Source organism: Sphingopyxis terrae subsp. terrae NBRC 15098, assembly GCF_001598815.1.
Classification (GTDB): Bacteria; Pseudomonadota; Alphaproteobacteria; order Sphingomonadales; family Sphingomonadaceae; genus Sphingopyxis; species Sphingopyxis terrae.
Map to the genome: position 1 here is coordinate 75,304 of NZ_BCZQ01000003.1, position 19,185 is coordinate 94,488.

The window sequence follows — 19,185 nt, forward strand, 5'->3', positions numbered from 1 at the left end:
CGACCGCGCGGCCGATGGTCAGCCAGCCACGCCCTTCGCCGAACCCGCGACCAGGTTCATCACCAGCTTCGGCAGGCTGCGGTAGTTGGCGGCATGATATTGCGAATCGCCGGGCAGCGCTGCTTGCAGGCGGCGGTGCGCCTCTGGCAACGCGTGATAGGGAACGCCGGGCAGCAGATGATGCAGCGCGTGATAGCGCAGCCCTACCGGCGCCCACAGCTCGGGGAGCAGGCCCGGCGGCGGGACGTTGACGCTGTCGAGGAACTGCGCGGTTACGGTCAGCACCTCTCCGTCATTTTCCCACAGATGCGCAACGAGCGTGCGGATCTGGTTGAGCACGAGGCTGGCCGCCGCAATCGCGCCGAAGATCAGCAGCGCGCGCAGCGGCACCCAGCCGAACACGCCCGCCGCAATCAGCAGCGTCGACCAGGCCCAGGCCCCGCCCTCCTGCCACGCCCACTGGCGGCGGAAATCGCCTTCGGGCGGGCGGCGGCGGAACATCGGGTTGATGATCATCCCCGAATAGCGCTCCATCACCACGCGGCGGAGCGGCGGGATGACGAACGACAGCGGGGTCAGCACCGCAAAGCGAAAGAGCAGCGCCAGCGGCGCAAAGGCGGCCGCGCCGACGAACAGCGGCACCGTCCACGGCTTCATCAGCGCCAGCGGCAGATATTCGGGATCTTCTACCGTGCCATATTTGGTGCGGTTGTGGTGGAGGCTGTGGATGCCTTCGTAAAGGAAGGAAGGGATAAGCAGCGGGATACCGACGAGCAGATTCCACACGAGCCGAAAACCGGGGAGCGCGTTTTTGCGGATATGCGTCAGTTCATGGATGAAGCTGCCCGCGCGGTAGAGCGCGACGACGGCGATGAGCGCCGCGGCGAGCATCCATGCGGTCGATGGTGCCAGGATCGCAGCCGCGACACCGGCATAGCCGATGAATGCCGAACCGAGGAAATCCACCCAATAGATGCGCGCGTTCGGATTGACGAGATCGCGCGTCAGCTCCGAAGCCGCGCGGATCATCGCCATATCGTCGGCAATCGCCGATTTGGGCGTCTTGGTAGCCGGGGCCGCGGGGGGAGTCGCGATCCGTTCGGCAGCGGGATTGGTCGTCATCATGCCGGCGTCTTCACCATGATTTCGTGGCAGCATGATGGCCGAATACGGGTCGCCAGCGCCACAGCTATGCCCTAATGCGTCGCCACAAATATAGGCATCGTCATTCAGGAAACCAGCCATGGCCGCACATTCGCAAGGTCCCGTCTCCATCCATCCCGTCAAGGACAAGGCGGACAAGCGCGAATTCGTCGAACTGGCCTTTCGGCTCAACCGCGGCGATCCCGCCTGGGTGCCGCCGCTGAAAAACGAAGCGTTCGACCTGTTGACGCCAGGCAAGAACCCCTGGTTCGAACATGGCAAGGCGCAGCTGTTCCTCGCACGCCGCGACGGCCGCACGGTGGGACGCATTTCGGCGCATGTCGACTTCCTCGCGCTCGAACAGCCGGCGAGCCAGGGCATGGGTCCGGGGACGGGCAATTGGGGGCTGCTGGAGGCCGAGGATGCCGAGGTCGCGCACGCATTGATCGTCAGCGCCGAAGACTGGCTGCGCGGCCAGGGAATGAACCGCGCGCTCGGCCCGCTGTCGATTTCGATCTGGGACGAACCCGGGCTACTGGTCGAAGGCTTCGATACGCCGCCGACGATCATGCTCGGCCACAACAGCCCGCTCTATCAAGCGTGGATCGAGGGCGAGGGCTATCGCCCGGTCAAGAAGCTGTTCAACTATGCGGTCGATATCGTCGACGGCTTTCCGCCGCTGGTAAACCGCATCGTCGCGGCGGGCGAGAAGAACGAGCGCATCCGCATCCGCCGCGTCGACAAGCGCAAGTTCGATGCCGAGGCGCAGCTGATCATGGGCATCTTGAACGACGCCTGGTCGGACAATTGGGGGTTCGTCCCGCTGACCGACAGCGAGATCGCCTATGTCGGCAAGAAGCTGAAGGACATTGTTTTCGAGGATCTGATCCGCGTAGCCGAAGTCGACGGCGAGGCGGTCGCGTTCATGATCGTGCTGCCCGATCTCAACGAACTCTTGATCGGGATGGACGGATCGTTGTTCCCCTTCAACTGGGCGCGCCTGCTTTGGTGGCTGCGCAAGCCCAAGAGCAAGCGGCTGCGCGTGCCGTTGATGGGCGTGGTCAAGAAATTGCAGAACAGCCGCATGGCGAGCACCCTCGCCTTCATGATGATCGAATATATCCGCCGCGACGGCGTCGCCAAATATGGCGCCGAGCAGGGCGATATCGGTTGGGTCCTCGACGACAATCAGGGGATGAACGCGGTCGCCGACGCCATCAACGCGACGGTCAACCGCGTGTATCAGCTTTACGACAAGCCGCTGTCCTGACGCGGCGGGCCGCCATTCTGCTGGCATGATTTTGCGACAAAGGGCGGGCAGCTTCATGGTCTGAACCCGAAGGATGCGCGATGCCCAGCCTTTATCTTGCCGCCAACCGCTTCGGCCTCGGCCGCCGCTTCGACGATCCCGCGACCGACGATCCGCAGGCCTGGCTGCTGCGACAACTTGACGACTATGACCCGGTTCCCGTACCGATCGCCGCCTTGCCCGGCCGCGCCGCCATCGCCGCCGCCTATGTCGAATATCAGGACGACCGGCGAGCGATGCGCCGCAATGCGCTGGATGATGTCGCCCAGAAGGACGGCACAGGCACGGCGATGGCCCCCGAACTGCAACGCCTGTCGCGCTCCGCAATCCGCACCCATTATGTCGATGCGGCCGCCGCGCGGCTTGCCAGTGCGGTCGCGACGCCAATGCCCTTCCCCGAACGGCTCGTCCACTTCTGGTCCAACCATTTCGCCGTGTCGGCCGACAAGCTGCCGGTGATCGGTTTTGCCGGCAATTACGAGTTCGAGGCGATCCGCCCGCACATTATGGGCAAATTTTCGGATCTCCTGATCGCGGCGGTGCGGCATCCCGCCATGCTGCTCTATCTCGATCAGGCGCAAAGTTTCGGGCCCGACAGTCCGGTGTCCGACCGCATCCGCGCGCGCGGGCGGCGGCAGGCGCCGGGGCTCAACGAAAATCTGGCGCGCGAGATCATGGAATTGCACACGCTGGGGGTGCGTACCGGCTATACGCAGGCCGACGTCACGGCCTTTGCCAAGGTACTGACCGGGCTGACCGTCGCCGGGCTCGGCCGCGGTGCCGGGCAGCGGCTGATGCCTGCGGGCGCGGCCGACGGCGACACCGTCTTTATCGCACCGCTGCACGAACCCGGCGCGCAGTCGATCATGGGCAAACGCTATGCGCAAGGCGGCGCGGACCAGGCGGAGGCGGTGCTGCTCGACCTCGCGCGACATCCGGCGACCGCGCGACACATCGCCACCAAGCTGGCCCGGCATTTTTCCGGCGACACGCCTGCCCCCGCGCTCGTTGCGCGGCTTGAGGCCGATTTCCTTCGAACGGGCGGCGACCTGACCTCGCTCTACCGCACGCTCGTCGCCGCGCCCGAGGCATGGGCGGCCGACCCCGCGATGTTCAAATCGCCGTGGGACTGGACCGTATCGGTGATGCGAAGTCTGAAACTGCCGGCGCTTGGCGACCGGCAGAATGTCCCGTCGCTGTTCACCCAGCTCGGCCAGCCGATCTGGCGCCCCGGATCGCCCGCCGGCTATGACGATCTGGTCGCGACCTGGGCCGGATCGGCGGCGCTGATGCAGCGCGTCGAGCTCGCCAGCCGGATCGCCGGTCGCATCGGCGACCGCGTCGACGCCCGCCAGCTCGCGCCGCTGATCCTTGCCGACGCCTTGACGACGCAAACCGCGCAGGCGCTCGCCCGCGCCGACAGCCCCGGCCAGGCGCTCGCCCTGCTCTATGCCAGCCCGGCCTTTCTGCGGAGATAGACGATGACCCTCTCCCGCCGCCATATGCTCATCAGCGGACTGACCGTTGTCGCCGCCGGAGCGGTCCCGCGTTTCGCCTATGCCGCCGCGGCCACGCCGCGCCGGCTGGTGTTCGTGATCCAGCGCGGCGCCGCCGACGGCCTTGCGATCGTCGCACCGACGGGTGATCCCGCCTATGCCGCGGCGCGCGGCGCGCTCGCCGAAGAGGCCGGCGGCGCCAGCCTCAATGGCCTGTTCACGCTGCACCCGGCACTCGCCGCCGGTGCCGGTCTCTATCGCGCCAAGCAGGCGCATTTCGCGCACTCGGTCGCCACCGCCTATCGCGACCGGTCGCATTTCGATGGTCAGAATGTGCTCGAAGGCGGCGGCTCGCGCCCGTATGAAAAGAGCGACGGCTGGGTCGGGCGGCTGCTGACGCTGCTGCCCGCCGCCGAGCGCGAGGCGCTCGCGATCGCGCCGGCGGTGCCGCTGGCGCTGCGCGGCAGCGCCCCCGTCGCAACCTACGCCCCCAGTCGCCTGCCGCAGGCCGACGCCGATCTGATCGCGCGACTGTCGGCACTCTATGCCGACGACGCGCTGCTGCACCCGCTGTGGGACAGCGCGGTCAAGACGCAGGAGCTGGCGGGCGACATCGGCGGCAACAATGGCCGCAATGGTGCCGACCTCGGCAAGCTCGCGGCATCATTGATGCTTCCTGCCGACGGGGCGCGGGTGATGATGATCGAAACCGGCGGCTGGGACACGCACAGCGGCCAGCGCGGGCGGCTGACGGCGCAGCTTCGCGGGCTCGACCAGCTTGTCGGCGCGCTGCAAGTCGGGCTTGACGCGGCGTGGAACGACACGCTGGTCGTGGTCGCGACGGAATTCGGGCGCACGGTTGCGGTCAACGGCACCGGCGGCACCGACCATGGCACCGGATCGGCGGCGATGTTCTTCGGCGGTGCGCTGGCGGGCGGGGGGCCGGTCGCGGGCGGGATGGTCTCGGCCGACTGGCCGGGGCTGAGCGCCGCAAACCGCCTCGACGGCCGCGACCTCAAACCGACACGCAGCCTCGAAAGCGTGATCGGCGCCGCGATCGCGCATCACTATGCGCTTGATCCGGCGCGGGTGATGCGGACGCTCTATCCCGACGCCTGAGGCCATGGTCCAGCGTCATTGCGAGTGCCGCGAAGCAATGACGATTCAACTAATGGGGTTGCGTCATGCAAAGCTGGCCCAGGTTGGCGCATGGTCGCTCGCCTTTTCCCGGCCGCGATACGCCTTGTCGACCTGCGCATCGATCAGGCGGTCGGCCATCGCCGGGCTGAGCAGCAGATGGTCGATACGGAAACCATGGTCGCGCTGCCACCCGCCCGCCTGATAGTCCCAGAAGGTCCAGACATGCCCGGCCGGATGGCGGCTGCGGACCGCATCGGTCCAGCCATCGCCGAGCATTCGGAACCACGCGTCGCGCGATTCGGGCTGCATCAGCGCATCGTCCGCCATGCCGCGCACGTCCCACACATCGTCATCGTGCGGGATGACATTATAGTCGCCTGCCAGGATCGCGGGGATTTCGCTGGCGAGCAGCGCCTTCGCGCGTTCGCGCAGCCGGGCCATCCAGCGCAGCTTGTAATCGAATTTGGGGCCGGGATGCGGATTGCCGTTGGGAAGATAGATCGCCCCGATACGGACGCCGAAAACATCGGCCTCGAGATAACGTGACTGTTCGTCCTCGGCCTCGCCAGCGAGCCCCCGCTGCACTTCGACCGGATCGGTCCCCTTGGCGAGGATCGCGACGCCGTTGAAGCCCTTTTGCCCGTGATAGAGGAAGCCGTAACCCGCCGCCTCGATCTCCTTGGTCGGCATCGTTTCGTCGCTCGATTTCAATTCCTGCAGGCAGACGACATCGGGCTGCGTTTCATCGAGCCATTCGACAAGGCGCGGCATCCGCGCCTTGATCCCGTTGATGTTGAAGGTGGCGACTTTCATCGCCCCGCTATGGCAGGAAGCGCGCCGCTTAGAAAGGCGTCAGATCGAGAAGCTGGAGCCGCAACCGCAGCCCGAGGCGGCGTTGGGATTTTCGACCTTGAACGAAGATCCGCCAAGCGAATCGACAAAATCGACGGTGCAGCCGCGCAACAGATCGAGGCTGATCGAATCGACCACCAGCTTGACCCCGTCGGTTTCGGTGACGCGGTCATCGGCGTCGATGCTTTCAGCCAGACCGAAGCGATAGGTGAAGCCCGAACAGCCGCCGCCATCGACCGCAAGGCGCAGTGCAGGTTCCACCCCGCCCTTGCGTTCGGCGATCCAGCGGACGCGCGCCGCAGCGGCGGGAGACAGGGTGATATCGTCGATCTGCGTGGCCATCATATGAAGATAGGATCGCGAGCCCCAAAAGAAAAGGGCGCCCCGGCCGCTGGCCTGGGGACGCCCCTCCTCTCCGACCCAGAGAAACTGTTACTCGGGACCGCCCATGGCCAGCTTGTCGCCGGTGAGCGCCGCGATCGTCATCGAATCCGACCGGACGAACGGCATCGGGTTGACCGGTTCGCCGTCGATGCGGACTTCGTAATGGAGATGGTTGCCGGTCGAGCGGCCGGTCGAACCGACATAGCCGATCACATCGCCCTTCTTCACCTGCTGTCCGGGCTGCACGACGAAGGACGACATGTGGCCGTAGCGCGTCTCGATCGCGTTGCCATGTTCGATTTCGACATAATTGCCGTAGCCGCCAAGGCGCTGGGCGCGGCCGACGATGCCGTCGGCGGTGGCGTAGATGGGGGTGCCATAAGGCGCCGGAATGTCGACGCCATTGTGACGCGCGAGCTTGCCGGTGATCGGGTGGACGCGCATGCCATAGGACGACGAGAGCGACATCTGCTCAATCGGACGGCGCGACGGGATCGCGATGCCGATATTGGCGGTCAGCCCGGTGTCGAGACGCTTCCACGCCTGAAAAATCGCATAGGCTTCGCTGTCATCGCGCTGCGTCGGTGCCCCCGGGACGCTGTCCTCATCGGGTTCGTCGGGGACGACGATGCCCGCGTCGCTGCTGCCTTCGACCGCATGTGCAGCCGGAACGGTCATGCCTGTCAGTGCCAAGGCACCGAAAACAAGACCAAATCGGAACTTTTGCCCCAGAGAAGCGTTTCGCACGTATCGACCCCGCTATCGCCTTGTCGCCGACCCGTTTTACGGCGGTGTCGGCGCCGGTTGTTTCTCGTGGATGGGATTATTCCCTTGCCCGCGATGGTTACTGCGTGGCCGATCCTTACGAAGCAATAACGGCGTAGTATTCTTGCGTTAAACCGGCATCCCGGCGCGCCGAGTCGTTGAACGGCGGCTTCAGAGCTCCGCGAAATCGCGATTTCACGAGGGTTTGCCATGTCGGCGCCGGGACGAATCCCAATTCATCGCACATCCAGTTGAACCAGACAGTGCCGGCGCTCACATGCCGGATCTCGTCGGTGTAGATGCGCTCCAATATCTTCGCCGAAGCCGCGTCGCCTTGGGCGCGAAAGCGCGCCACGGTGGCGGGCGTCACGTCGAGGCCGCGCGCCTCCAGCACCATCGGCACGATCGCCAGCCGCGCGAGCGGATCGTCGGCGGTCGCCGCCGCCGCTTCCCACAGGCCTGCATGGGCGGGCAGCGCGCCATAGTGACTGCCAAGCGTGCGCAGGCGCCGGTCGAGGAGCGCGAAATGCATCGCCTCGTCGGCCGCAACGGCGATCCAGTCATCGACGAAGCCGCGCGGGAAGCGGTCGCCGAAGCGCCCCAACAGATCGACCGCCAGATCGATCGCGACGAATTCGATATGCGCCAGCGCATGCAGCATCGCGATGCGCCCCCGCTCGGACCCGCCCTTGCGGCGGCGCGGCATCTGGTTCGGCGGCAACAGCGCGGGCTCGGCCGGCCATGCGGGCTGATCCGGCATCGTCCCATCGCAGCGCTGGGCAAGCGCACCGCGGCGCCACGCCCGCGCCAACGCCCGCGCCGCGCGGCGCTTGTGGTGCGGGTCCGGCGTCAGCAGGACCGCGCGTGCCGCTTCGCCCAGGCTTTGCATCAGAGTGTCTTTGCCGCCTCCAGCACCGCATCGGCATGGCCTTTCACGCGCACCTTGCGCCATTCGCGGGCGAGCTTGCCATCAGCCCCGAACAGGAAGGTCGAGCGTTCGATTCCCATATAGGTGCGGCCATAATTCTGCTTTTCGACCCAGGTGCCGAAGGCTTCGCACACGCTGCCGTCCTCGTCGGAGGCGAGCCGCACGGTCAGACCATATTTGTCGCGAAACTTGCACAGCTTCGCCGGCGCGTCGCGCGACACCGCGATCACCTGCGCATTCAGATGCGCGAAATCGGGTGCGAGCCGGGTGAAATCCTGCGCCTCGGTGGTGCAGCCCGGCGTATCCGCCTTGGGGTAGAAATAGACGACCAGCGGCGCGCCCTTCAGCGCCTTGAGGTCGATCGCCGCGCCGTCGGCATCGGCAAGCGTGCCGGCCGGAATATCGTCTCCGATCGCGAGTGCGCTCATTCTTCCTTCTCCTTCTGGGGCGCGGCGGACCGAATCGCGGCCCACCAGTCGCCGACCTCCTGCCGCGCCGCATCGTGCGCGGCAAGCAGTTGCGGCCAGCCCGGTTCGCCGCAGGCGCTGGCGACGAGTTGGCGCGCCGCCGCAGTGGCGGGGGCGCCTTCGGGGGCGGTCAGTCGCAGCATGACGAGCATCCGCGCGAGCAGCGCATGCGCCGTGCCCATTCCGGTCGGCGCCAATGCCGCGGCTTCCAGGCAGGCCATCGCGGTCGGAATATGCGGATCGCGACAGCGCCCGCTCGCCAGTTGCTCGGTCTGCATCGCAAATTCCAGATCGACGAGCCCGCCGGGGCCGCCCTTGATGTCGAGCGCGCCCTGCGGCGGCTTATGCGCGGCGATCTTGTCGCGCATCGTCGCGGCGTCGGCGACGACCGCGGCCCGGTCGCGCGGCGCCGTCAGGACCTTTTCGATCACGCGGCCCACCTCGGCGCGCGCCGCGTCCCCACCATAGACGGCGCGCGCGCGCAGCAGCGCCATATGCTCCCACGTCCACGCCTCCTCGCGCTGATAGCGGTCGAAGCTGTCGACCGTGACCACCAGCGGCCCTTGCGCGCCCGACGGGCGGAGCCGGACATCGACGTCGTAGAGCTTGCCCGCCGCGGTGGGTACCGACATCGCCGCCGTCACCCGCTGCGCAAGCCGGTTGTAATAGGTCGTGGCGCCGAGCGGCCGCGGCCCGTCCGATTCGGCGAGATGGTCGCCAGTGAACAGATAGATGAGATCGAGGTCGGAGGCGTGGGTCAGCGCGCGGCCGCCAAGCCGCCCGAGCGCCAGCACGACCAGTTCGCTGTCCGGAACGCGGCCGTGCGCGGCGACGAATTCGGCAACCGTGGCGTCGGCGAGGACCTGCAACGCCGCTTCGGCCAGATCGGCATAGCCGCGCGCGACGATCAGCGGGTCGGTCGAGCCGGCGATCAGTTGCACGCCATAGGCAAAACGCCGCTCGCCCACCCGGTCGCGCACGCGGTCGAGCAACCGTTCATAATCAAGACCGGCAAGCGTCGGCGCCCATTCGGCGAGCAGTTCGGCCTTGCTCGCCGGTGCCTCGAACGCGCGGGCGTCGATCAACCCTTCGATCAGTTCGACGCGCGCCGCGAGCGCATCGGAGAGCGCGGGCGCGAGCGCGAGGATGCGCGTCGCGATTTTCGCCAGCGCGGGCTGCGCCGCGAGCAGATGAAAGAAGCCCACCGCACTGGGCAGCCCCCCCACCAGCTTGTCGAAGCGGACGAGCGCCGCGTCGGGATCGGGCGCCGCGCCCAGCGCGCGGACGAGTTCGGGGAGCACCGTCTCCAGTGCCTCGAGCGCCGCCGGACTGCGCAGCGCGCGCGCCTTGCCGCCGCGCCATTCGGCGATAGTGCGCAGCGCGGCGTCGGGCGGATCGAACCCCGCCGCGGCGAGCGCCCCCGCCAGTTCCCCCTCGCCCGTCGGCAGCCCGCGCGCCACCGCGCGTTCGGCCACCAGCCGGTCGTAGACGGCGCCGACATCGGTAACGACGGGTTCGAGCGTGGCGAGCAGCGCGGCGCCGTCGGCCTCTCCGTCGAGCCGCGCCACCGCGTCGAGCGCGGCGGGCTGGACCGGCAGGCTGTGCGTTTGCTGATCCTCGATCATCTGCAACCGGTGTTCGATCCGCCGCAGCACCGCATAATGATCGGCAAGCCGCGTCGCGATATCGGCATCGATCCGTCCTGCCCCGGCGAGCGCGGCCAGCGCGTCGACCGTCGCCGGCACGCGCAGCGAGGGATCGCGCCCGCCGTAGATGAGCTGATGAACCTGCGCGAAAAATTCGATCTCGCGAATGCCGCCGCGGCCGCGCTTGAGGTCAAAACCCGGGCCAAATGCCTGCCCTTGCGCGAAATGGTCGCGGATGCGGTCGCTCATCGCGCCGATTTCCTTGAGCTGGCGAAAATCGAGGCTGCGTCGCCAGATGAAGGGCTGGATCGCGTCGAGGAAATGCTGCCCGAGCGCGCGGTCGCCCGCCGACGCGCGCGAACGGATGAAGGCCGCCTGCTCCCATGCCAGCGCCTCCGACTCATAATAGGATATGGCGGCACTTTCGGGCAGGACGATCGGCGTCACCTCGGGGTGCGGGCGCAGGCGCAAATCGACGCGCAACACATGGCCATCGGCAGTGCGCGCCGACAGGATTTCGACCATCCGCCGCGCGATCCGCACCGCCGCCTCATCGGGGTCGTCGCGCGAGCGGCGCGGCATGGTGTCGGGATCGAAGATCAGGATCGGGTCGATGTCCGACGAATAGTTGAGTTCGTGGCTGCCAAGCTTGCCGAGCGCAATGACGGCAATCCCGCGCGGCGCCTCTCCGGGGACGCGCTCGGCAAAGGCTGCGGCCAGCGCCGCGTCGCAGGCGGCATCGGCAAAGGCGGAGAGGTGGCGCGTCGTTGCCGCCACATCATGCTCACCCGACAGATCGCCGAGTGCCAGCAGCAGCGCCGTGCGCCCGCGCCACCGGCGCAGCGCGGGCATGATGTCATCAACTGCCGCTGGCAGCGCCACACGCGCGAGCGCCGCATCGGCCCCATCGGCCAGAAAGCGCGCCACGTCGTCGGGATAAAGCTCCGCGAGCCGCGCGAGAAACGGGGCGTTGGCGGTCAGGCGGTCGAGCGCGGACTGGCGGGCGGCTGTCATCGCCCGCCGCTATCGCCTGCTCCACCGGCGCTCGCAACCCTCACTGACGAAAAGCTCAGGCCGGAACGGTGCTTTCGTCGAAGAACAGCACCTGCGAAATCGCGGCGCGGAGCGTGGCCGGCTGATAGGGTTTGGTCAGCAGGAAGGCCGGTTCGGGACGGTCGCCGGTGAGCAGGCGTTCGGGGAAGGCGGTGATGAAGATCACCGGCACGTTCATGCCGGTCAGGATTTCCTGCACCGCCTCGATGCCCGAACTATTGTCGGCGAGCTGAATGTCGGCGAGGACGAGGCCCGGCTTGTGCGTCTGCGCTTCGGCCACCGCCTCGGCGTGGGTGGTCGCCACCGCGACGACGTCGTGGCCCAGATCGCGGACGATCATTTCGATGTCCATCGCGATGATCGGTTCATCCTCGATGATCAGGATGCGCGCGCGCGTCTGGCGTTCGATCTCCTCGGTCGCCTCTGCAATCAGGGCGTTCACGGCATCGGTGTCGCGGCCGATGATCCGCCCCGTATCCTCGGCATCGAAGCCTTCGACCGCGGTGAGCAGCAGCGCCTGGCGCGCGAGCGAGGGGACACGGCGGAGCCGCGCGTCGGCGATCGCGATTTCGGGCGAGGCGCCATCGTCGTTCGCGGCCGCTTGCTCGGCGACGAGGCCGAAATTGTCGTGGACCATGCGATAGAGCTGGACGCGCAAATCATGATCGACATCGACCGCGGCCGGGTTGGCCACCAGCGTTTCGAGCAAGCGTGCCACCAGCGCATCGCCCGCCGGCTGGCTTCCGGAAATCGCGCGGCCATAGCGCCGCAGATAGGGAAGATGCGGCGCGATCGCCTGACCCAAGGACATATATTACCTCCACATGCGGACGATGAACCCGCTTGAAAACCCGCAGAATATCGAGGGTCCGGCAAGGAAATGCGCGCGCCCCCGACATAATTTCACCTGATGGGAACGATTTAGCCGCAATTTGGTTTCATAGGGAAGGAACAAACGCGCCATTGCAGTTTGGTGAAGGCGCGGTTAGCAACGGGGCCCATGTCGCAAGGAAGCAACGATAATGACGTCTAAGGCCGGCTCGTCGCCCGAAAAGGCCGCCGGGAAAGACGCCGAGAAAAAGCTCCCCAGAAAGGCGCAGGATGTCAATCTTGCGCTTCGGCGCGCCTATGAGTCGGCGATCGACGAAACGATCCCGCAATCCATGCTCGACCTTCTGAACAAGCTCGACTGATTTTTCAGCGGCGGTATCGCGCCGCGAAATCGTTCTGGAAGGCGGCGAAACGGCCTTCGGCAATGGCGTCGCGCATCGCCTGCATCAACGCCTGATAGAAATGCAGATTATGCTGCGTCATCAGCATGGCACCCAGCATCTCGCCCGACCGGACGAGGTGGTGGAGATAGGCGCGCGACCAGGTCGTGCAGACGGGGCAGTCGCACGACGCATCGAGCGGCCCCAGATCCTCGGCATATTTGGCATTGCGGATATTGAGCGGCCCGTCCCAGGTGAAGGCCTGCCCGTTGCGGCCCGAGCGCGTCGGCAGCACGCAATCGAACATGTCGACCCCGCGCGCGACCGCTCCCACCAGATCGTCGGGCTTGCCCACCCCCATCAGGTAGCGCGGCTTGTCGGCCGGAAGCTGGCCGGGTGCGAAATCGAGCACCCCGAACATCGCCTCCTGTCCCTCGCCGACCGCCAGCCCGCCGATCGCATAGCCGTCGAAACCGATGTCGATCAGCGCCTCGGCCGATCGCGCGCGCAGCTTTTCATCGAGTGATCCCTGCTGGATGCCGAAAAGCGCCGACCGCGCGGCATGCGCCTCGCCCGCGTCGAAGCCCGCGCGGCTGCGCGCCGCCCAGCGCATCGACCGCTCCATGCTCGCCTCGGCGCGCTTGGCGTCGACGCCGTTTGGCGGGCATTCGTCGAACGCCATGACGATATCGCTGCCGAGCAGCCGCTGGATTTCCATCGATCGTTCGGGAGTCAGCATGTGCCGCGACCCGTCGAGGTGGCTCTTGAACGCCACACCCTCTTCGCTCTGCTTGGTCAGCGCCGAGAGGCTCATAACCTGATAGCCGCCGCTGTCGGTCAGGATCGGCCGGTCCCAGCCCATGAAATCGTGCAGCCCGCCGAGGCGCGCCATGCGCTCGGCGCCGGGACGCAGCATCAGATGATAGGTGTTGCCAAGAATGATGTCGGCGCCCGTCGCGCGCACTTCGGCCGGGCGCATCGCCTTCACCGTCGCGGCGGTCCCCACCGGCATGAAGGCGGGGGTGCGGATATCGCCGCGCTGCATCCGGATCACGCCGGTACGCGCGGCGCCGTCGGTCGCGGCGACCTGAAAAGCGAATCTGTCGGTCATGGCGCGCGCCTATGACGGGGACAGCGCCGAAAGTCGAGGTCAGAGCGCCAAGGACGCCGCAACGCTGTCCGGCAAACAGAGACCGCCGCCTAGGCGCGCTCGTGCTCGCTCGACGGTTCTTCCTCGGCCGCCTTGGCCTTTTCCTTCGGCTTTTCCTTTTCGAAGATGGCGAGCAATTCCTTCTTCTTCGCCTCCGAAAGATCCTTCTCGGCCTCGGGGAACATCTCTTCCTCTTCCTCGTCGATATGATGAAGATAGCGGTCCTTCATCGTGCGAAAGCGGGTGAGCCAGCCGGTCGAGGCAAAATCCATTTCGTAAAGCTCGGTCAGGAAATCCTCGATCTCCTTATGCTCCGACACGCTGTGCTGTGCATCGTCACGCAGTTCGGGCTTGGCGAGCATCGTCGCATAGAGCGACATTTCCTCGGACGCGGCGTGCGCGGTCACTTCGACGCGGAACGCCTCGAACAAGGTGCGGCGCTCGTCGCTGTCGCCGTGGGTCTCGTCGATGCGCGCCAGCAGGTCGCGGTGGCGGTCGTGGTCGGCCTTCAGCCGCGCGAAAATCTTCGTCTCAGCCATGATGGTCTCCGTTCCGTGAATGGGATCGGAGGTAGAACGACCGACGCGCGGCGCGGTTCCCGGTTCAGGCGGCCTTCCAGTCGCTCGAGGTGCTGAACGCCGGCAGGACGAGCGTATTCGCCGCCTGCTGGCTCGCCGCCGCGATCAGATAGGGGGAGACGCGGTGGCGGGTACAAAGCCCGCCGTTGCCGTCGCTGACCATCGATTGTTCGAATTCGATGCCCTGCTGATGATTGATCGAGCGCCGAACCGTCGCCGTCGCGAGCTGGCCTTCGCCGAAGTCGATCACGAATTGCGTCCCGACCGGTACGTCGAGAATCCCTTCGATGAAGGCGCCGGTGCGCGACAGGTTGCGGATCACCACCGCGTAGCGATGATTGTCGTGAATCGCATGCACCTTGCGGAACATCTGGAAGCGGTCGTTGCGCTGGCGCGCCGGGCCCGACGGCTTGATCGTCCACGCGCCGCGCTCGGTCTGCTCCACCAGTTCGGCGTTGGCGACCGGCTTGCTGTAGACATAACCCTGGACATGGCTGACGTTGAGTTTGCGGATCAGGTCGAGCTGATCGAGCGATTCGATGCCTTCCGCGGTCGTTTCCATGTCGAGCGCTTCGGCGAGCGCGACGATCGCCGCGATGATCGCCGCATTGCGCGACCCCTTCACGGTCGCACCGCGCACGAAGCTCTGGTCGATCTTGATCTTGTCGAACGGCGCCGATTGCAGATAGCCGAGCGACGAATAGCCAGTGCCGAAATCGTCGAGCGCCAGCCGCACGCCAAGCGCCTTCAGCGCCGTGAACATCCGCGCCGTCTCGCTGGAATCGGCCAGGAAGACGCTTTCGGTGATTTCAAGTTCGAGGCGGTCGGCGGGCAGCCCGGCGTTGGACAGCGCGCTGGTGATGATCTTGGGCAGGTCGCCGTTGGCGAACTGGATCGCCGACACATTGACCGCGACGCGCAGGTCGCCCGGCCAGCGCGCGGCATCCTCGCACGCCTTGCGCAGCACCCATTCGCCGAGCGGCCAGATCAGATTGGCCTCCTCGGCGATCGGGATGAACAGCGCGGGCGAGATCGGGCCGCGGTCGGGATGGTTCCAGCGCAGCAGCGCCTCGACGCCCGTCACCATATTGCTCTTGGCGTTGACGACCGGTTGATAGGTCAATTCCATCTGCCCGCGCGCCAGCGCGTCGCGCAGGTCTTCCTCCAGCGCGCGGCGATCCTCGGCCGATTGATGCAGGTCGCTCGAATAGAAGCGGAACCGGCCGCGCCCGTTGCCCTTTGCGGCATAAAGCGCAAGGTCGGCGTTGCGCACCAGATCCTCGCTCGACTGTCCATCGAAGGGCGCGATCGCGACCCCGACCGACGCGCCGATGATGCAGCGGCTGCCTTCGACCGAATAGGGCTGCGACAGGCTGCCGATAATGTCGGCGGCCATATCGCCGAGGCGCCCGCGATCCTCGATATCGGGCAGGATGATCTGGAATTCGTCGCCGCCCAGACGGCTCACCATCTCCTTGTCGCCGACGATCTTGAGCAAACGCTCGGCAACCTGCTTGAGCAGCGCATCGCCTGCCGGGTGGCCGAGCGTGTCGTTGACCTGCTTGAAGCGGTCGAGGTCGAGCAGCATGATCGCGCAGCTCCGCTGCTGCTGCGAAAAGGCCGCGAGCGTCGTGTCGAGCTTTTTGGAAATGTGGAAACGGTTGGCGAGTCCGGTCAGCGAATCATAGAGCGCGAGCCGCGAGGCATCCTCGGCCGATCGGCGCTGCGCGGTGATGTCGGTGCCGCTGCCGCGATAGCCGCAGAAATTGCCGCGGTCGTCATGGTGCGGCCGCCCCGAAATCGCCCACCAGCGATCGTCGCCCTCAAAGGCACTGCGCAGGGGCAGATCGTCGAATTTGGACTGGCGCGTCAGCAGGAACGGCAGGGTGCGCTGCCGTTCGCCATGGCTTTCGGGCGGCAGGAACAGGTCGGTGAGCGGCGTGCCGAGCAGCTCGCCGCTCGACCGCCCCATCAGGCGCGCGACGGCATCGGTGATATAGGTCAGCCGGCCCTTGGTATCGGTCGACCAGAACCAGCCGCGGCCGCTTTCCTCGTAATTCTGGAGCAGCAGCAGCGCTTCGCGGGTGTGCAGATTGGGGATCGCTTCACCGCCCGAACGCGCGGCGCGCGCGCCGAACTTGCCGAGCAGGCCGCGACCACCCGTCGCAGCGCCCCCATCGACATGTTCCCCGTCCCCGCGAAATGGCATGATTACAACGACACTCGTGCTGGTCCCAACCCGCGGAGATGTTTGGGCCCAATGCCTTGCGATAATGTAAATATCCGCGTCCCCGCCGCCGAATATTGTCCCATTCAGGGAAGGGCCGGGTTCGTATCGTCGGCGCCGTAGCCAGGATTGCCGCCGAGAGGCTCCGGGTTCCATCCCATCGTCGCCCGCATGCTTCAGCTACTCGCTATTCCCCGCGCTCTTCAATCGCCGGTGGCCATCGCATCCGCGCCATTCGCCGCAAGCCGGGTTCGCTTGTCATAATCGCCCAGGATCGCGCTGGTCAGCCCGAAGTCGGTGAGAGCCAGGATCGTCAGATCTTCGGTTTCCGAAACATTCTTCGATTGATGAAACACCCAGCGCGGAACGAAAGCCACTTCGCCGGGCTTCAGGCCGATCGTCGCATTGCCGATGCGAACGTCCGCCTCGCCGCGCATCACGATGAAGAGCGATTCATGCGCATGTTTGTGCAGTTCGTTGTTACACCCAGGCGCAATACGCACCACACGAGCATCGAATGCCTGAACAGCCGGGAAATCGAGCACGTCGACCGAAAAATCGATGCCCAGTTTTTCGTTGCGGTTTCGGTATATTTCGCGGTGATTATTTAGGATGTCGGCGTGACATTCGCCGACTTGATCGTCGGCAATCAGCGGTCGGCGAGAGTCGATAGTCTCGATCAGTTTCGCAAGCTCTGGGGTCATATTATAGTGTCCCGAATTCAATGGTCACATCTTGCCGAGGCGGCTTCGGCCGCGCGTCTTCACGTCAGGAAACCAGTTTCATTCGCGAGGCGCCGGCGCAGGTCAGGGCGCGTTCGTACATCCAGTCCCAGAAGCTCGACCGCAGCGACAGCGCCTTGATCATTCCACGGCGCAAGTCGCCTTTTCCGGTCGGCGTAGCCGCAAAATGAAGCGAGATTTCTTCGAGCGCTTCTTGATGATGGTCGTCGACCGCGGTGTGCAAGGGGAAGAATACGGTATCGCGCGGATTGAGATCGGTTCTGGACAGCGCCTTCACGAACGGGACGTAGATCGTGCTGACGATATTCTCAGTGCCAAGGCCGAGAGCGCCCAGCGCTTCCGCCGCCGAACCGTAGGTCAACGTACCGAGAAAGGATTCGCGCCAGCAAACCAGTTCGATGGCTTCATCGTCGGGCGAATAGGGCGAGGTAATGCCGGTTGCCTCACGGAACCGCCGGAACAGCTGCGGATGCGGCACACCTTCGATCCATTCCCTCTCGACGCCAACGGCGGCGAGTTCGGCATATTCTTCCTCGCCATATACGCCCGATTCCTCGGTCAGATTCTCCAAAAGACTGCCCCGATGCGCCGGGATTTCCAGCTTCGATATCACGGTGGTCAGGTAGCGGGGAAAATGAAGCGAATAGCCATAATAATGGTCGGCAAAATCCGCCAAGGCCCATTGCGTATCGGGCAAATCCCCATCCGACAAAGCGCGGAGATAGGGATGATGGACCGCCCGGTGATTCAGCGACTCTTCGACAAGATCATTAATAAAAACGGACACACATCCTCCTGGCCGATGATTTTATTTTATGATGGCTCCGATAACCCCATCCACAACGACGGGTCGGGTGTGTCGCTATAACTATGTCATTGAGTTGATTGTATGAGATCGAGGCACTGGTGCATTTTCCGGATCGTCCGGGCCACCGCCTCTCTCCGTCAGACGTGACGGAGAGCATCCGTAGCTGCCCGCCCGCCGATGATCGGCTGCGTTATCGTGAGGGAAAAGCCCGGTGGGAACCGGGGAAAGAGGCCTTCGCCTTATCGTCCGGGCAGCAACAGGCTCGAATCGCCATAGCTGTAGAAACGATATTCCCCGGCGATCGCATGCGCATAGGCCGCCTGCATCGTCTCCAATCCCATCAGCGCGCTGACCAGCATAAACAAGGTCGATCGCGGCAGGTGGAAGTTGGTCATCAGCCCGTCGATGGCGCGGAAGCGGTAGCCGGGGGTGATGAAGATCGCCGTATCGCCTTCGAAGGGCCGGATCACGCCGTCCTCGCCCGCCGCGCTTTCGAGCAGGCGCAGGCTGGTGGTGCCGACCGCTATGACCCGGTTGCCGCGGGCGCGCACCGCGTTGAGCCGGTCGGCAGTCGCGGCATCGATCACGCCCCATTCGGCGTGCATGACATGATCTTCGGTATCGTCGGCCTTGACCGGCAAAAAGGTGCCCGCGCCGACGTGCAGCGTCAGCGTCTCGCTCTCGATCCCCGCCGCACCGAGCGCCGCGAGCAGATCGGGCGTGAAGTGCAAGGCCGCGGTCGGCGCAGCGACGGCGCCGTCCTTTTGCGCGAACATCGTCTGATAATCGCTGCGGTCGGCATCGTCCGTGGCGCGCTTGCCCGCGATATAGGGCGGCAGCGGCATCGTGCCCGCGCGTTCGAGCAGCAGCTCGACCGGCTCTTCGCCCGGGAAGAAGAGGATAAAGCTGCCGTCGGCCAGCCGGTCCTCGGCGAGTGCGCTGACGCCTGCGCCGAAATCGACCGTCTCGCCGATGCGCAGCCGCTTGGCGTTGCGCACGAACGCCTGCCAGCGGCGCAGGTCGATCCGCTTGTGGAGCGTGGCGCCGATGCGCGCATCGCCCCGTCGCCCTTCGAGCTGGGCGGGGATGACGCGCGTATCGTTGAAGACCAGACAGTCGCCCGGCCGCAGCCATTGCGGCAGGTCGCGCACCCCGGCATCGGTCATCGCGCCGCCTGCCACGACAAGCATCCGCGCCGCATCGCGCGGGCGCGCCGGACGGAGCGCAATGCGCTCGGGCGGCAGATCGAAATCGAAGGCGTCGACGCGCATTATCGGGATCGCGC

18 protein-coding genes are annotated in these 19,185 nt (G+C 65.8%); 4 read left to right on the forward strand and 14 right to left on the reverse strand.

Going from position 1 to position 19,185, the window contains the following annotated elements:
* Window positions 1–18: 18 nt before the first annotated feature.
* On the reverse strand, window positions 19–1,125 hold the full coding sequence (locus tag STE01S_RS00410; RefSeq protein ID WP_082813193.1) for a fatty acid desaturase family protein: 1,107 nt from the start codon (window positions 1,123–1,125) through the stop codon (window positions 19–21).
* Window positions 1,126–1,243: 118 nt separating this feature from the next.
* Between STE01S_RS00410 and STE01S_RS00415 the strand changes: the two genes are divergently transcribed.
* From STE01S_RS00415 to STE01S_RS00425, 3 genes are all read left to right on the forward strand, one after another.
* Complete coding sequence (locus STE01S_RS00415; RefSeq protein WP_062763944.1) at window positions 1,244–2,413, forward strand: hypothetical protein; 1,170 nt, start codon at window positions 1,244–1,246, stop codon at window positions 2,411–2,413.
* 80 nt (window positions 2,414–2,493) lie between these two features.
* Window positions 2,494–3,930, forward strand: a complete 1,437-nt coding sequence (locus tag STE01S_RS00420; protein WP_062763946.1) for a DUF1800 domain-containing protein — start codon at window positions 2,494–2,496, stop codon at window positions 3,928–3,930.
* Between the two features lie 3 nt (window positions 3,931–3,933).
* Complete coding sequence (locus STE01S_RS00425) at window positions 3,934–5,067, forward strand: DUF1501 domain-containing protein (RefSeq protein WP_062763948.1); 1,134 nt, start codon at window positions 3,934–3,936, stop codon at window positions 5,065–5,067.
* 63 nt (window positions 5,068–5,130) lie between these two features.
* On the opposite strand, the gene xth is transcribed toward STE01S_RS00425, so the two are convergent.
* From xth to STE01S_RS00460, 7 genes are all read right to left on the reverse strand, one after another.
* Complete coding sequence (xth, locus tag STE01S_RS00430) at window positions 5,131–5,901, reverse strand: exodeoxyribonuclease III (RefSeq protein ID WP_058813081.1); 771 nt, start codon at window positions 5,899–5,901, stop codon at window positions 5,131–5,133.
* A 39-nt stretch (window positions 5,902–5,940) separates the two neighbouring features.
* Entirely contained in the window at window positions 5,941–6,285 is a 345-nt protein-coding gene (erpA, locus tag STE01S_RS00435) for an iron-sulfur cluster insertion protein ErpA (RefSeq protein ID WP_082657444.1), read from the reverse strand.
* Window positions 6,286–6,372: 87 nt separating this feature from the next.
* Window positions 6,373–7,002: a M23 family metallopeptidase gene (locus STE01S_RS00440; RefSeq protein ID WP_003040511.1), complete on the reverse strand. Its 630-nt coding sequence runs from the start codon at window positions 7,000–7,002 to the stop codon at window positions 6,373–6,375.
* 184 nt (window positions 7,003–7,186) lie between these two features.
* A complete protein-coding gene (locus STE01S_RS00445) occupies window positions 7,187–7,978 on the reverse strand; it encodes a ferritin-like domain-containing protein (RefSeq protein ID WP_062763950.1) in 792 nt (263 codons plus the stop codon).
* Window positions 7,978–8,445 carry a peroxiredoxin gene (locus STE01S_RS00450; RefSeq protein WP_058813079.1) on the reverse strand — a complete coding sequence of 156 codons (468 nt, stop codon included), beginning with the start codon at window positions 8,443–8,445 and terminating at the stop codon, window positions 7,978–7,980. The genes STE01S_RS00445 and STE01S_RS00450 overlap by 1 nt, the downstream gene beginning before the upstream one ends.
* Window positions 8,442–11,144, reverse strand: a complete 2,703-nt coding sequence (locus STE01S_RS00455) for a bifunctional [glutamine synthetase] adenylyltransferase/[glutamine synthetase]-adenylyl-L-tyrosine phosphorylase (RefSeq protein WP_062763952.1) — start codon at window positions 11,142–11,144, stop codon at window positions 8,442–8,444. Before STE01S_RS00455 ends, STE01S_RS00450 begins: the two co-directional genes overlap by 4 nt.
* A gap of 55 nt (window positions 11,145–11,199) precedes the next feature.
* On the reverse strand, window positions 11,200–11,994 hold the full coding sequence (locus tag STE01S_RS00460; protein WP_062763954.1) for a response regulator: 795 nt from the start codon (window positions 11,992–11,994) through the stop codon (window positions 11,200–11,202).
* Between the two features lie 211 nt (window positions 11,995–12,205).
* Between STE01S_RS00460 and STE01S_RS20195 the strand changes: the two genes are divergently transcribed.
* Window positions 12,206–12,376 (forward strand): NepR family anti-sigma factor, encoded by a 171-nt coding sequence (locus STE01S_RS20195; RefSeq protein ID WP_156000915.1) that lies wholly within the window; start codon window positions 12,206–12,208, stop codon window positions 12,374–12,376.
* A gap of 4 nt (window positions 12,377–12,380) precedes the next feature.
* Here the strand turns inward: STE01S_RS20195 and tgt are convergent, their stop codons facing one another.
* The 6 genes from tgt to queA form a co-directional block, all read right to left on the reverse strand.
* On the reverse strand, window positions 12,381–13,505 hold the full coding sequence (gene tgt, locus STE01S_RS00465; protein WP_003040523.1) for a tRNA guanosine(34) transglycosylase Tgt: 1,125 nt from the start codon (window positions 13,503–13,505) through the stop codon (window positions 12,381–12,383).
* Between the two features lie 89 nt (window positions 13,506–13,594).
* The gene (locus STE01S_RS00470; RefSeq protein ID WP_062763956.1) at window positions 13,595–14,083 is read right to left on the reverse strand and encodes a hemerythrin domain-containing protein; all 489 of its coding nucleotides are present in this window, start codon (window positions 14,081–14,083) and stop codon (window positions 13,595–13,597) included.
* Window positions 14,084–14,147: 64 nt separating this feature from the next.
* Complete coding sequence (locus STE01S_RS00475) at window positions 14,148–16,331, reverse strand: putative bifunctional diguanylate cyclase/phosphodiesterase (RefSeq protein ID WP_058813075.1); 2,184 nt, start codon at window positions 16,329–16,331, stop codon at window positions 14,148–14,150.
* 221 nt (window positions 16,332–16,552) lie between these two features.
* Window positions 16,553–17,053, reverse strand: a complete 501-nt coding sequence (locus STE01S_RS00480; RefSeq protein ID WP_062763958.1) for a cupin domain-containing protein — start codon at window positions 17,051–17,053, stop codon at window positions 16,553–16,555.
* A gap of 64 nt (window positions 17,054–17,117) precedes the next feature.
* A complete protein-coding gene (locus tag STE01S_RS00485) occupies window positions 17,118–17,879 on the reverse strand; it encodes a TenA family transcriptional regulator (RefSeq protein ID WP_062763960.1) in 762 nt (253 codons plus the stop codon).
* A gap of 260 nt (window positions 17,880–18,139) precedes the next feature.
* A complete protein-coding gene (gene queA, locus STE01S_RS00490) occupies window positions 18,140–19,171 on the reverse strand; it encodes a tRNA preQ1(34) S-adenosylmethionine ribosyltransferase-isomerase QueA (protein WP_062763962.1) in 1,032 nt (343 codons plus the stop codon).
* Window positions 19,172–19,185 lie beyond the last annotated feature (14 nt).